Below are 14,205 nucleotides of genomic sequence, written 5' to 3'. Positions count from 1 at the left end.
GGTTGCGCATGCAAAATCGTGATTATTACATATAGTGTTGCGCATATTTGCGCAGTTATAATAAGCCTCGTAGTAATTGTATTTATGTATTGATGGAGGGCTATATGAACAAAAAAAGATGGGGGAAGGCTTTATCTGTGGCTTTGGCGGCTACTATGGCTTTTGGCCAGGGAATCGGTGTGGTGGCTAGTGCTGCCGAAAATACTGAAGAAGCCAAAGATGCAGTAATTGATATTGAGGATACTGCTAAAACCAAAGATGCAGTAATTGATACTGAGGATACTGCAGATGGCGAAGAAGTGACAATTGCAAATTACGACATGTCTGCAGATATATGGGGTGATGATGCGGGCTGGACTGTAACTGTTGATGACTGGGACAGCACCGGTGCCAGCATTTCAAGCTTTGTTTATTCATCTGACCAGTGGATGGATAAACCATCAGATGGTTCTGACAATGGCGTTAATTACTGGTTTGGAAACGGCGCCGGAGTTCTTACTTTTTCACAGGAAATAGATATACCTGCAGGAACTTATACTTTCTCTTCCGAAGCTATGGGAGAAAAAGGCTCTTTTTACATTGTTTTAGAAGATGAAAAGAGTGAAGCAGTTTCTCTATCAGGTTACAATAACTGGCTGACAGGAAGTCTTTCTTTCACCACAGAGGAAGACATTGATGATGCCAGGCTCAGCGTTGTATTTGATGTGGAAAAAGAGGGCTGGGGCTATCTTAACAATGTGAAAGTTGCAGTAAGTACTGATGACAATGGAGAGGGAAATACAGACACTCCGGAAAATCCTGACCCGGAAGAGCCATCAGGCGAAGAAACTCAGCCTGTTGATGCTGAAATTTATGTAGAAAAAGTTGCCGGAGCAAATGGCGATTTTATCACAGGCGTAGATGTCAGCTCCTATATTGCTGAGAAAAACAGCGGCGTTAAGTTCTATGACTATGATGGCAATGAACTTGATGACCAGGGATTTTTTAATTTCCTTGCTGAGGGCGGAGTTAACTATGTGAGAGTCCGCGTTTGGAATGATCCCAAGGATGAAAATGGTAACTGGTACGGCGGAGGAAATTGTGATATTGAGACTGCCAAGCAGATTGGTATCCTTGCAACCAATGCCGGAATGAAGGTCCTTGTTGATTTCCACTATTCAGATTTCTGGGCAGACCCGGGAAAACAGACTGCTCCTAAGGAATGGGCAGGTAAAGATGTTGATGACAAAATGCTTCATGTAAGTAAATGGACTGAGATTCAGCTTTCTAAGCTTCTTGATGCAGGCGTTAACGTAGGCATGGTCCAGATTGGCAACGAGACCAATAATGGTATAGCAGGAGAAAAGAGCTGGGATGGCATGGCAACTATATTCTCAGCAGGATGCAATGCTGTAAGGAGCGTGTCACAGAGGTATGAAAAAGATATTCTCATAGCAGTTCACTTTACTAATCCTGAGAAAAGCGGCAGATATGCGGATTATGCAAGTAAGTTAGATGCTTACGGCGTTGACTATGACGTATTTGCTTCTTCCTACTACCCATACTGGCATGGAACACTTGATAATCTCAAATCAGTTCTTTCCAATATTGCAGAGACCTATGGTAAAAAAGTCATGGTTGCCGAGACTTCATACCTTACAACCTTTAAAGATGGCGATGGCCACGGCAACACAGAGTATGAAGGCAAGGCAGGAGATGCCCTTAATTATGAGGTTTCTGTTCAGGGACAGGCCAATGCTGTTCGTGATGTTGTAAACACTGTTGCAGGAATTGATGGCGGTATCGGAGTTTTCTATTGGGAACCTGCCTGGATTCCAGTTCAGGTCTATAATGCTGAAGATGAGAACGCAGCAGAAATACTTGCCCAGAATAAGCAAATTTGGGATGAGTATGGCAGTGGCTGGGCCAGCTCTTTTGCCGGAAATTATGACAAGGATGCAAAAGACTGGTATGGCGGCTCTGCTGTTGACAATGAAGCATGGTTTGACTTTACGGGACATCCGCTTGCAACAGCAAAAATCTATAGCTACATCAGAACAGGCACTACAGCTCCTGTAACTGTAACAAGTGTTACAGTACCTGATACGATCATTGAGGTTGATGATGCATCAAACGTTCCAATGGTGGCAACTGTTACCTATTCGGATGGTCATACAATTGAAGTTCCTGTTACCTGGAATGTGGAAGATGAGCTAAAGATTAAAGGACCTGGAACTTACGAGATAAGGGGAACAGTTGTTGTAGACGGTGAAGAAATGGAAGTAGTTCTAAAACTCACTGTTAACCCTCACAATTATGTTAATAACCCGGGCTTTGAAAATGAGCTTACCACTTATGACTGGATTGTGAGAAGCGCTAATCCCTGCGTATCACGAAAGAATGATCTGAGTAATGTTCATTCTGGTGATTATTGTCTTCATTTCTGGGATAATAAGGAAATTGAATTTGATGTAACACAGACGGTTGTACTGAATAAGGGAACCTACACGTTTGGTACTTTTCTTCAGGGAGGAGATGCCGGAACTACATCAAAGTTTCAGCTTTACTTCTTTAATAGCGGAGAAGCACTTTATGCCGACACAGGAGTAACTTCCTGGCAGAACTGGGATAATCCGGAAATTAAAAATATTGTAGTTAAGGCTGATAATATGAAAGTAACATTCGGCGCAATAGTTAAGGCACCTGCAGGAGCATGGGGATCCTTTGATGATTTCTATCTGTACAGACAGGAAGATTATGCAGGAGGCGGAGAAACTCCTGAAGATCCGGATGAACCTGAACAGCCAGAGGAACCCGTGGAGCCCAAGAAAGGCGAATGGAAGACCAAGTACGGTTCCAAGTACTATTACTATGAAGACGGTACTATGGCTACAGGCCTTACAGAAATCGAAGGCAAGCTGTATTACTTCAAGGATAATGGCCACATGCTGTATCAGAACAAGGTAACTGTTGACGGAAAAACATATTACTTTGGAAAAGATGGAGCAAGTGTATCAAATGTTCTTGTAACCCAGTATCATAAAACCTATCATTTCGGTGATGATGGCCTTATGAACACAGGCTTTGTTAATCTGGACGGAGATACTTATTTCTTTAATGAGACAACAGGCGTTATGGCGGTTGATAAGTATGTCGAAAGAGATGGCAACAAGTACTATTTTGACAAGGAAGGCAAGATGTATAAGGGATTCCTTGATAAATGGAAACATACCGAGTACTATGACCAGGAGGGACATGCTAGCCGGGGATTTGTCATGATCGATGGAGATGGCTATTTCTTTGGAACAAATGACAATATGTACCGCAATAAGTGGTTTACTGTAGATGGCCAAAAACACTATGCAAAGAGTGATGGTAAAATGGCTGTCTCAGAAACACTTACTATTTATTTCCATAAATACACCTTTGATGAAAACGGAATATTGATAAATTAATTTTTCTACAAAAGATAAGGCTCTGGACTGGAATTTGACTGGTTCAGAGCCTTTTTGTCGTGTTGACATCAGAGTTCTTCTTTTGTAAAATAATAACGCATGCTTTTTAAATATCTGTATATCTATCAACTTCGGGGAGGAAATATGTCTAGAAAAGCTACCATTACTCAAAAAGAAATTGTTAATGCGGCGTTTAAGATAACCAAGAAAGAGGGCTTCGAGCAGATCACATCCAGAAAACTTGCAGCTGCAGCAGGATGTTCAACACAGCCTATTTTCCGTATTTATGAGAATATGGACGGTCTCAAGAAGGATGTTTACGACAAGGCAGCAGCTTATTATGAGGATTATTACAATGATTTTAATAAGACTCACGAGGTACCTTTTGTAGATCTGGGACTTGCCTATATAGGTTTTGCTCAGAAATACCCGCATCTTTTCAGACTTCTTTTTATCTCCGGTCAGGGAACAGGAGGCCGTAGCATGTATGATCTTGTTAACGGTTCTACAGAGAACGTTGTTAAAGAGATCAATAAGGCCACAGCAAGCGGAGCGGGAAATGCTCAGCAGCTCTTTATGCAGATGTGGATATTTATTCATGGTGCCGGATGCATGGCAGTCACAGGAGATTATGATCTTGATGAAGCTTCATCTGTCGCAATGCTTGAATCTGCCTATAAGGCTTTTTGCCTTGGCTGATGAGGGAGTAATATGCGGTTTGAAGAAGGTGTAGATGTAATCACCAGAATTAACGAATGCTACTCCAAGATGAGTAAGGGCAAGAAATCAATTGCCACATATATTTGTGATCATTATGAACAGGCAGTTTTTATGACTGCTGCAGAACTTGGTAAAATAGTTGGGATGAGCGAATCCACTGTGGTTCGCTTTGCCATGAGTCTTGGCTATGATGGCTATCCCGCTTTTCAGAAAGCACTCGCTGCCTGGGTCAGCGATAAATTTGGATCTGTAGAGAAGGTCGGACGACGATTTGGTAAGAGCAGTGAAGGAGAGATATTATCGGCAATCCTTCATTCAGATATTTCCAATATCGAGCATACTATCAATAATATTGATGTTGCTGCCTTTAGGACAGCTGTTGATATTATTCTCAAAGCCAGAACGGTGTATATTGTAGGCCTTAGGTCCTGTGAGCCTTTAGCAGATTTTTTACATTTTTATCTGAATATTATCAGAGGCAATAATGTTTTGATCAAGACTACCAGCATCAGTGAGATGTTTGAGCAGATGATCAGGATTGGGGACAGGGACTGTATCATAGGTATCAGTTTCCCTAGATATTCCATGCGTACACTCAAATGTATGGAGTTTGCCAACGACAGGAATGCCAAGGTTATAACGATAACTGATTCGGTACATTCTCCAATGAATCTTTATTCCTCGTGTAATCTTCTTGCCAAAAGCGAGATGGCATCTATAGTTGATTCGCTTACAGCACCGCTTAGTGTGATAAATGCTTTGGTTGTGGCACTTTGCATGAGAAAGCCTCAGGAAGTTCAGGCAGATCTCAAAATGCTGGAAGAAACCTGGAATAACTATCAGGTGTATATGAATGACGAGATTGATTTTGCGTCAGATGCGCCGATGATCGGTTATCCGCTTACCAGAAATAAGGAAAATTATAAATGAAGAAAATTTGCAGTTATCGGCTGCGGAGCGGCCGGAATGATGGCGGCGCTTGCTGCTGCGCAGAGCAGCGGGAGCGTCACTATTTTTGAAAAGAATGAAAAGCCCGGTAAAAAGATTTACATAACCGGAAAGGGCAGATGTAATGTGACAAATGCCTGCGCAGTGGAGGATTATTTCGGATTTGTCAAAAGAAACCCGAGATTTTTGTACAGTGCGATTTATGATTATGATAACAGGGCAGTCATGGACTTTTTTGAAAGTAATGGCTGTAAACTTAAGGTTGAGCGTGGAGACAGAGTTTTTCCTGTTTCTGATCACTCATCAGATATAATAAATACTTTGTACAAAGCAGTAGTCAGGGCAGGAGTAAATGTCCAGTTTGGGACTACGGTTCTGTCAGTTGAGGCCATGAATGGAGCAGTAAGTGCTGTTACTTATTGTAGTGGTGATGACCCAATAACAAGAGAAGAGTTTGACAGTGTGATCATCTGCACGGGAGGAGTCTCATATCCCTCCACAGGCTCGACAGGAGATGGCTATAAATTTGCAGAGGAACTTGGACATTCTGTAGTTACTCCGCTTCCTTCACTTGTTCCCTTTGAAATCGCAGAGGACTGGTGCAGGGATCTGCAGGGACTCTCACTTAGAAATGTCGGACTCAAGATGTTCCTGAAACCAAAGGGAAAGTCATCTGCAGCAGCGGATGGAACTAAGGGCGGCAAAAAGAAAGAAAAGCCTGTATATGACGGCTTTGGCGAGATGCTTTTTACCCACTTTGGTGTGAGCGGTCCACTGGTTCTCACAGCCAGTTGTCACTATGATCCTTCCAGGGAAGCAAGACTTCTACTTGATCTTAAGCCGGCACTTACAGAGGAACAGCTTGACAAGAGGGTTTTAAGGGACTTTGAGGAAGGGCTCAATAAAGCTTTTAAGAATATTTTGGGCGGACTATTCCCAAGTAAACTGATTCCTGTTATGATCAGACTTTCCGGAATCGACCCTGATAAAAAAGTTAATGAGATCACCAAAGAAGAGAGAAGCGCTTTTGTTACTCTGATCAAGAATCTGCCTATGACTGTAACTGGAACCAGAAGCTTTAATGAAGCGATCATTACAAGGGGCGGAGTAAATGTTAAAGAGATCAATCCCTCAACGATGGAATCCAAACTGGTCAAGGGACTGTATTTTGCCGGAGAAGTTATAGATGTAGATACAGAGACAGGAGGCTTTAACCTTCAGGTTGCCTGGTCTACAGGACATTTGGCAGGGCTTAGTGCTGCTGAGTAAAAAGAAAAAGATATTCAAGGAGTAAATATAATGGGTAATATTGCAATAGACGGACCTGCCGGAGCAGGAAAGAGTACAATTGCCAAGCTTGTGGCTAAGGAACTTGGTTTTGTATATGTTGATACAGGAGCAATGTACAGAGCGATGGCTCTTTTCATGATAAATAACAATGTGGCTCCTGATGATTCAGACAAGATCAGCGCAACATGTCAGGATGCTGATATCACTATCAAATATGAGAATGGTGAGCAGGTAGTTTTTCTTAATGATGAAAACGTCAACGGCAAGATCAGAAATGAGGAAGTTGGCAAGATGGCTTCTTCCAGCAGTGCAAACGGAGATGTCAGGAAAAAACTTGTTGAGCTGCAGCAGAAGCTTGCTAAATCAACTGATGTAGTAATGGATGGAAGAGATATAGGTACTGTAGTTCTTCCGGATGCCACATTAAAGGTTTATCTAACAGCAAGTTCAAGAGTAAGAGCAGAGCGCAGATTCAAGGAACTTACAGCTAAGGGCGTTGAGTGTAATATAGACGTCATCGAGAAGGATATTATCGATAGAGATTACAGGGACATGCACAGAGAGAATTCACCTCTTATGCAGGCAGAGGACGCAGTACTTGTAGACTCTTCAGATATGACTATTGATGAAGTTGCCCGCAGGATTGTAGATCTTTATAAAGAAAAAATTTGATAAATAAAATCAATTTGTTACAGTTTAATTTGGTATAATAATTATGATGTAGAATTGCGAGAGCTTATAAGGAGCGCAGTAATTCGTATATCATAATGTTGGAGCAAACACAGAAATGGAAGTTATAGTAGCACAGCACGCAGGCTTTTGCTTTGGCGTGACCAAGGCGGTTGATACTGTTTATGAGCAGATTGACAGAACTGACGCAGGCAACATCTATACCTACGGGCCTATTATCCACAATGAAACAGTAGTTTCAGATCTGGAGAAAAAAGGTGTCAGAGTGATCGAAAGTGAAGCTGATATCGAAGGCCTCAAGGGTCAAAAGGGAACAATTGTTATCAGATCTCATGGTGTTACCAGAAAAGCTCAGGCTGCTCTTGAAGAGACCGGACTTAATATAGTTGATGCAACCTGTCCTTTTGTTAAGAGAATCCACAAGGTAGTCGCAGAGGAGAGTCAGAAGGGCAAGAGCATAATAGTTGTAGGCAGCGCCAATCATCCCGAGGTCGAAGGTATCGTAAGCTATGTTCAGGGAAAGGTTTACGTGATCGACGGCCCTGAAAGCGCTGAGAAATTCGACGAAAACAGGGAACTGGATTACACACTTGTGGCCCAGACTACATTCAACAAGAAGAAATTTCAAGAAACCGTTGAAATCTTCAAAAATAACGGTTACAATATTAATATTGTGAATACTATATGCAATGCAACTGATGAACGTCAGACAGAAGCTGAAGAGATAGCCTCTAAAGCTGATGCCATGATAGTAATTGGTGGTGCGCACAGTTCTAATTCCAGAAAACTATATGAAATCTGCAAGGAGAAGTGTGCTGACACATATTTTATTCAAACCCTAGAGGACTTGCATTTAAATTTGACAGAAAATGTTAAGCTCGTAGGGATTACTGCCGGGGCATCGACCCCTAAGAACATTATCGAGGAGGTTCAGAATTATGTCAGAACAAACTTTTGAACAGATGCTTAACGAATCGTTCAAAACAATTCACACAGGGGAGGTTGTTGAGGGAACTGTTATTGACGTTAAGCCTGATGAGATAATCCTCAACATCGGATACAAGTCCGATGGTGTTCTTACCAAGAACGAATACAGCAACGACAACAGTATTGATCTTACAACCGCCGTTAAAGTTGGCGATACAATGGATGTTAAGGTTCTTAAGACCAACGACGCTGACGGACAGGTTATTCTTTCATACAAGAGACTTGCCATTGACAGAGGCAACAAGAGAATTGAAGAGGCCTTCAACAACAAGGAAGTACTTACAGCTAAGGTTGTACAGGTACTTGAGGGTGGCCTTACAGTTGTAGTTGATGAAGTTAGGATCTTCATCCCTGCAAGCCTTGTTTCTGATAGCTATGAGAAGGATCTTTCCAAGTATCAGGATCAGGAGATTCAGTTCGTTGTAACTGAGTACAATCCTAAGAGACGCAGATATATCGGTAACCGCAAGATGCTTGTTTCAGCTGAGAAGGCTGAAGCTGCCAAGAAGCTCTTTGATACGATCAAGGCTGGCGACGTAGTAGACGGCGTAGTTAAGAATGTTACAGATTTCGGTGCATTCATTGATCTTGGTGGTGCTGACGGACTCCTTCACATCTCAGAGATGAGCTGGGGAAGAGTTGAGAGCCCTAAGAAGGTCTTCAAGATTGGAGATACAGTTAAGGTTCTTGTTAAGTCAATTGATGGCAGCAAGATTGCTCTTTCCAGAAAGTTCGATGATGAGAACCCTTGGAAGGATGCTACAGAGAAGTATGCTGTAGGCAACGTTGTTAAGGGTAAGGTTGCCAGAATGACAGACTTCGGTGCTTTCGTAGAGCTTGAGCCTGGTATTGATGCACTTCTTCATGTTTCACAGATTGCCAAGGAGCATGTTGAGAAGCCTGCTGATGTACTCAAGGTTGGTCAGGAAGTAGAAGCTAAGATCGTTGATTTCAACGAGGATGAGAAGAAGATTTCTCTTTCAATCAAGGCTATGTTTGCTCCTGAGAAGGAAGAAGCTCCTGCAGAGGACGGCGATGTAGTATCTGTTGATATCGACAAGGTTATCGCTGAGCAGAACGAAGAGAACTAATTAAAGTATTATTAAGATTTATTGAGCTGATGACGCAAGTCATCAGCTCTTTTCTGTTCCCTTAAATTAGTATTAAATAACAAGCATATTGAAAATTCTTTTTTTTCAGTATTTTAATTATGGCTTAATTGAACCCTGATACCTATTTTTATACAATCACAATGAAGTTATGCGGATTTATCTTGAACAGGGTGGTAAGCGAATATATGTCAGTTAAGAATAGTAAAAAGAAAGAATTCAGCATTTATTCAGGCATAAATTCTTTTGATAAGGGTTCCTATGAACGTGAGGCCCAGCTCCTCTTGGAATTGGGAGTTGATGTTCGTAAATTCAAAAATGAATACAATCCTCTGCAACTTGCTGAAATACGTAAAGGAATAGCGGATAAGGTTGATGTCAACAAATATCTTAATCCTAAATTATCCTGGCTTGAAATGGAAGAGATGCGCCTTGAAATGCGTCAGGGATTTGACATGTCTTCATATAGGGAACAGGGTTTTGATACACAACAGGTATTTCAGATCAGAAAGGGATTAGTTAACAAAATTGATGTATCTGTTTACGCACGCAAAGACTATCTGGCAGAGCAAATGCGAGAAATCAGAAAGGGCCTTGCGATATCACCCGATTTTCCTATTATTTTCTACATGGATCCAGCATTTGACTATATGCAGATGCGAGAGATCAGAAAAGGTCTTGAAGCCCAGCTTGATGTATCTGATTATGCATACGTAGATGTGCCTTACATGAAAATGAGGGTCATCAGAGAAAGCGCTGAGGATGGGCTTTTCTTTGATAAGGAAAAAATACATAAATACCATTATGGAATTCTGGATCAGCTCCACAAAGCTTTTAAAGATAACATAAACATAAATAAATATATACAAAGCGGTTATGATGCGGAACAACTTGAAGAAATCTGCATTGGAATCAAGGAAGTACTCGATCTTGATAAATATATATCTCCTGATATGCGCTCAGATGCAATTAAGGAAGTTCGCCTTGGGCTGGAAAAGGGACTTCCGGTAGAGGAATATGCTGATTCCTGTTTTAACTGGCAACAGATGCATGAAATGCGTCTTGGGCTTGAAAATCAGATAAATATATCTCTGTATAGCAATCCTTTGTACTGGGCAGATCAGATGAGGGAAATACGTCTTGGTCTTGAGGATGGTCTGGATGTAAGCCAGTACTCATCATTTATGTATACTGCCAAAGATATGAGACGAATCAGAGGGCAGATGCTTTCCGGTGAGTTCTATGAAAAGAGCCTTGTTAATGAATTTACGGAAAACGCAGAGGATGATGGTAGTAAGAAAGCTAATCTTCTTGGACAGATGCTGGCTAACAAGAAATCTTTTTTGTCTGTAGAATGTGGCCAGATGCTCGGTTACATGACACTTCCGCCAAAAGCCAGGAAAAGTGTGTATACACCTGAGATAATCATGAAATTCCTTGAAAAGTGCAATATTAAGAGCACTATTGATCAGAAAACAATCGAGAATCTGTTAAGTCATCCTGGTGAGAAAGTCCTTATTGCTACAGGAATTGATGCTGTGGATGGAACTAATGGATATTATGAATACTGTTTTGACAGAGATAATTCTTTTGGCTTTATAGAAAACGAAGATGGCAGTATAGACTGTTCGAGACTTGATGCAGTCAACAGAGTAAACGTCGGAAGCGTAGTTGCCGTGTATCACAAGGCAACCGCAGGATCTGATGGAAGTGATATTTTTGGAAATGTTATTCCTGCTAAAAGAGGTCACGAGATCCCAGTCCTAAGAGGAGAGGGATTTATGGTGATGAACGACAGAGTGACCTATGTTGCCAAGTACAAGGGGATATTGTCATATTCTGAAAGTGAGATCAACATAACAAAGCTTACAGTTATGTCTGAAGTTAAACTTACAGACAAGATTGTCAGAGTGGACGGAAGCCTTCTTGTTACTGGTGATGTGGATTCCGGCTCAGAGATTCATGCAACCGGAGATGTCATAATCAGTGGCCATGTAACCAGCTCTTTTATCACAAGCGGAGGAAATGTGGTCATTAAGGGCGGGGCAACGTGCCCTGTCAGAGGCGGAATAGAGGCAGCTGGCAATGTTTCTGCCAAATATCTGGAAAGAGTATCAGTCAAGGCACAGAATGTCTATGCCAATGCAATTGTCAATTGTGATATTGCAGCCAAGGAAAAGGTTAAGATCGTCGGGAAAGACGGCGTTTTATATGGCGGTACACTGCAGACCAGCTTTGGACTTGAGGCTGCTAACGTCGGAAGCAAAGGTGGGGTCAAGACAACTATAAATCTTGGGCTGTCTACAGAATTTCAGGTTGATTACAGAAACCTGCAAAAAGAGCTTCTTCGTAAGGAAGAGGAACTTAATACCCTCAGGGCAGAAAAAGAAAGACTTCAGGAAATTGGCGCTGTCAGCAGCAGAGAACAGATGCAGTGGAAAATAAAGATAAGTGCTGCTACAAGTGTCAAAGAGCACCAGATTGAAGATATAAAGAAAAAACTAAGGCTAATGGATGTTACCATAGAAAACAGTAATAATGCTACAGCAGTCATAACCGAGCAGCTGTTTAACGGAGTAACTTTCATTATGTCTGGGGTTGCACACAAGATCGAAAACTATATTAAGCTTGAAGAACCTTTCACGATAAGTGTTGACACAATGGAAGAAATGATTGTGTGATAATTAAGACTAAACGAAATATTATTTATAATTATTTAATTTTACATATAATTTCCTCTCAATTACAATAGAAGTGTGGTATATGCGCCGTTTTTTAGGCGTTATTCACAGCTCATTACATGATAGGAGGGAAGAACTTACATGGAATATGATTACGAGTGGTTTAAAAAAGGTGTCTATGATCTGACCAAGATAGACCTGAATGCATACAAAGAGAAACAGATGAAGAGAAGAATTGATACCCTTATCGGAAAATATGAGGTTAAGGGTTATGACGGATTCCTTGCTCTTATAAAAAAGGACAGAGAGGCTCTGGACTCTTTTGTAACATATCTGACTATCAATGTATCTGAGTTTTTCAGAAATATGGATCAGTGGAATCTTATGGATAAAGAGATGGTTCCTGAGCTGATGGGTAAATTCGGCAAGAACCTCAAAATCTGGAGTGCAGCCTGCTCTACCGGTGATGAGCCTTATACCATTGTAATGATGCTCAGTAAGCATATGCCTCTTAATCAGATCAATGTATACGCTACAGACCTTGATGCAGTAGTTCTTGCCAAGGCTAAGGCGGCTATTTACGATAAAAAAGAGATAGCAAATACTCCTGATGAGTTTAAAAAGAAATACTTCACAGAGACAGAAGATGGCAGAATGAAGGTTTCAAGCGAGATTACATCCCGTGTAACCTTCAAACAGGCAGATCTTTTGAGAGATCCATATCCCAAGGATTGCCACCTTATCGTATGCAGAAACGTTCTGATCTACTTTACAGAGGAAGCCAAGGACGAGATCTTCAGAAAGTATTATGCAAACCTTGTTCCGGGAGGAATCCTTTTTATCGGAAGTACAGAGCAGATTGTAAACTACAAGGATATCGGCTTTGTCCGCAAGAACTCCTTCTACTACGAAAAACCAAAGGGCTAAACGTTAATCATTTCTTCCCGTTTCCTCCGGCCAAGGAGGAAACGGGAATTTTTTTGTCGCCTCCTGGATGGAACTTAAGAATTCTACGGCTCAAAGCTGCCGGTTATCCTTCGAGGATGTGTGCGATCACGTGGGATGCGTAGAGGCTCATGGCGAAGCGACTCTTTTTCATGTTGTCGTTCAGGTCAAAGAAGAAGCGTTTGTCCTTGTAGTCCTCTTTGAAGAAGGGGGCAAAGACAAGATCCCATTCAAGGAGATACTGACCTGACTTTTTTGTGTAGCAGTTTTCCGGAGTTGCTTTTTCTCTGAAAGCCTTGTCGACAAATTCTGCGATTGACTTGTGGATAGCCATATCTTCTTTTGGAAGATAATAATAATCTTTGTAGTTTGAGTAGTAGTATTTTAATTCGGTATCATAGAGCGGAACTCTGAGAGTTGCCTCTTTTCCGATGATCTTAAAATAGCAGTTATCGAGATTTCCACTAAGAGAAGATGGAAGCTCAAAAGGAAGCGAAAGCTTCATGAACACTTCCTGCTTCTGAGTCCCGTCAATATCCTTGTAGTAGTTTGCCTGAACCTTCCTGGCTCTGACCGGGAGTTCATAGTCGTAGGCGTTGTCGTCTATGGGCTCATCTGTTCTGATGGATACCTTGGGCATATTCTGAAACAGGTTAAAGAATTCGAGGTATCTCATCATGGGGAGAAGCCCGAACATCCCCTTAACATCTTCAAAATTATGTAAAAGAAGGAGCTTTAGAGCTTCGGGAGACTTGCTTTCAACAAATTCCCTGTATACGGGAATAAGCTTGCCGCCATCGTATTTATCTTCCCTGTCAATTCCAAGGTACAGCTCGATTGTTTTTTGCTTACAATCAGGAAGTCCCAGGATGAGTTTGTAAGGAGATATTTTTTTATACAGGTCAAAAGAGTCTATTCCTTCAAAAGGATCGCCCAGTTCGTAGTGAGCAAACCTACCCTGAAGATATGGGATATCGAAACGATTTCCGTTAAAATGAACCAGTAATTTAAAGTCCCTTAGCAAGGTCTTAAAGTTTGTCAGCATCTCTTTTTCATGCTCGGGAGTTTCAGCCATCAGCTGAACAATATGCCAGGTATGTCCCTGATAATAGGAGACACCTATAAGATATGCTTCGGAAGTTTTAGGAGATAATCCTGTTGTTTCTATGTCGATAAAAAGAATCTTATCAAGAGCGTGGCCAAGCAGCCGGTCCAAAGAATTTGCTATATCATTTTCTGGCAGAGAGAATTCTTCGCTTGTTCTTATCATGTTCGTGTCCACCTTCGGAAAAATAATAACAAATCCATTATATCATTGACGATAAAAATAATCTTTATAAATAAACTGATAATTGTTATCTTTTTTATGGATATTAATATACAAATATATGATAGATATAT

At 41.3% G+C, this 14,205-nt stretch carries 10 protein-coding genes; 9 read left to right on the top strand and 1 reads right to left on the bottom strand.

Features of this window, described 5'->3' with window-relative positions; genetic code table 11:
- The first annotated feature begins 104 nt into the window (after positions 1-104).
- The 9 genes from BPR_RS10345 (at position 105) to BPR_RS10305 (ending at position 12,786) form a co-directional block, all read left to right on the top strand.
- Positions 105-3,434, top strand: coding sequence for a glycosyl hydrolase 53 family protein (locus BPR_RS10345; protein ID WP_013281429.1), 3,330 nt, complete (start codon positions 105-107; stop codon positions 3,432-3,434).
- Positions 3,435-3,578: 144 nt separating this feature from the next.
- Positions 3,579-4,133 (top strand): TetR/AcrR family transcriptional regulator, encoded by a 555-nt coding sequence (locus tag BPR_RS10340; RefSeq protein WP_013281428.1) that lies wholly within the window; start codon positions 3,579-3,581, stop codon positions 4,131-4,133.
- A 12-nt stretch (positions 4,134-4,145) separates the two neighbouring features.
- Positions 4,146-5,084, top strand: coding sequence for a MurR/RpiR family transcriptional regulator (locus BPR_RS10335; protein ID WP_013281427.1), 939 nt, complete (start codon positions 4,146-4,148; stop codon positions 5,082-5,084).
- 36 nt (positions 5,085-5,120) lie between these two features.
- The gene (locus BPR_RS10330; RefSeq protein ID WP_013281426.1) at positions 5,121-6,371 is read left to right on the top strand and encodes a BaiN/RdsA family NAD(P)/FAD-dependent oxidoreductase; all 1,251 of its coding nucleotides are present in this window, start codon (positions 5,121-5,123) and stop codon (positions 6,369-6,371) included.
- Positions 6,372-6,401: 30 nt separating this feature from the next.
- Positions 6,402-7,064, top strand: a complete 663-nt coding sequence (cmk, locus tag BPR_RS10325) for a (d)CMP kinase (protein WP_013281425.1) — start codon at positions 6,402-6,404, stop codon at positions 7,062-7,064.
- A gap of 115 nt (positions 7,065-7,179) precedes the next feature.
- Positions 7,180-8,040 (top strand): 4-hydroxy-3-methylbut-2-enyl diphosphate reductase, encoded by an 861-nt coding sequence (gene ispH, locus BPR_RS10320; RefSeq protein ID WP_013281424.1) that lies wholly within the window; start codon positions 7,180-7,182, stop codon positions 8,038-8,040.
- Entirely contained in the window at positions 8,021-9,160 is a 1,140-nt protein-coding gene (gene rpsA / locus BPR_RS10315) for a 30S ribosomal protein S1 (protein WP_013281423.1), read from the top strand. Before ispH ends, rpsA begins: the two co-directional genes overlap by 20 nt.
- A gap of 206 nt (positions 9,161-9,366) precedes the next feature.
- Complete coding sequence (locus BPR_RS10310) at positions 9,367-11,859, top strand: DUF342 domain-containing protein (protein WP_013281422.1); 2,493 nt, start codon at positions 9,367-9,369, stop codon at positions 11,857-11,859.
- Between the two features lie 141 nt (positions 11,860-12,000).
- On the top strand, positions 12,001-12,786 hold the full coding sequence (locus BPR_RS10305) for a CheR family methyltransferase (RefSeq protein WP_013281421.1): 786 nt from the start codon (positions 12,001-12,003) through the stop codon (positions 12,784-12,786).
- 103 nt (positions 12,787-12,889) lie between these two features.
- Here BPR_RS10305 and BPR_RS10300 read toward each other — a convergent pair whose 3' ends face one another.
- Positions 12,890-14,074 (bottom strand): ribonuclease H-like domain-containing protein, encoded by a 1,185-nt coding sequence (locus BPR_RS10300; RefSeq protein WP_013281420.1) that lies wholly within the window; start codon positions 14,072-14,074, stop codon positions 12,890-12,892.
- Between the last annotated feature and the right edge of the window lie 131 nt (positions 14,075-14,205).

Origin of the sequence: Butyrivibrio proteoclasticus B316 (assembly GCF_000145035.1) — a bacterium.
Lineage (GTDB): Bacteria > Bacillota > Clostridia > Lachnospirales > Lachnospiraceae > Butyrivibrio > Butyrivibrio proteoclasticus.
This window is presented reverse-complemented; position numbering and strand designations above follow the sequence as displayed.

Excerpts from the sequence above, each read along its gene's own strand:
- ispH (WP_013281424.1), top strand. The coding sequence starts at position 7,180 with ATGGAAGTTATAGTAGCACAGCACGCAGGCTTTTGCTTTGGCGTGACC.
- BPR_RS10345 (WP_013281429.1), top strand. The coding sequence starts at position 105 with ATGAACAAAAAAAGATGGGGGAAGGCTTTATCTGTGGCTTTGGCGGCT.
- rpsA (WP_013281423.1), top strand. The coding sequence starts at position 8,021 with ATGTCAGAACAAACTTTTGAACAGATGCTTAACGAATCGTTCAAAACA.
- BPR_RS10300 (WP_013281420.1), bottom strand. The coding sequence starts at position 14,074 with ATGATAAGAACAAGCGAAGAATTCTCTCTGCCAGAAAATGATATAGCA.
- BPR_RS10305 (WP_013281421.1), top strand. The coding sequence starts at position 12,001 with ATGGAATATGATTACGAGTGGTTTAAAAAAGGTGTCTATGATCTGACC.
- cmk (WP_013281425.1), top strand. The coding sequence starts at position 6,402 with ATGGGTAATATTGCAATAGACGGACCTGCCGGAGCAGGAAAGAGTACA.
- BPR_RS10335 (WP_013281427.1), top strand. The coding sequence starts at position 4,146 with ATGCGGTTTGAAGAAGGTGTAGATGTAATCACCAGAATTAACGAATGC.
- BPR_RS10330 (WP_013281426.1), top strand. The coding sequence starts at position 5,121 with ATGATGGCGGCGCTTGCTGCTGCGCAGAGCAGCGGGAGCGTCACTATT.
- BPR_RS10340 (WP_013281428.1), top strand. The coding sequence starts at position 3,579 with ATGTCTAGAAAAGCTACCATTACTCAAAAAGAAATTGTTAATGCGGCG.
- BPR_RS10310 (WP_013281422.1), top strand. The coding sequence starts at position 9,367 with ATGTCAGTTAAGAATAGTAAAAAGAAAGAATTCAGCATTTATTCAGGC.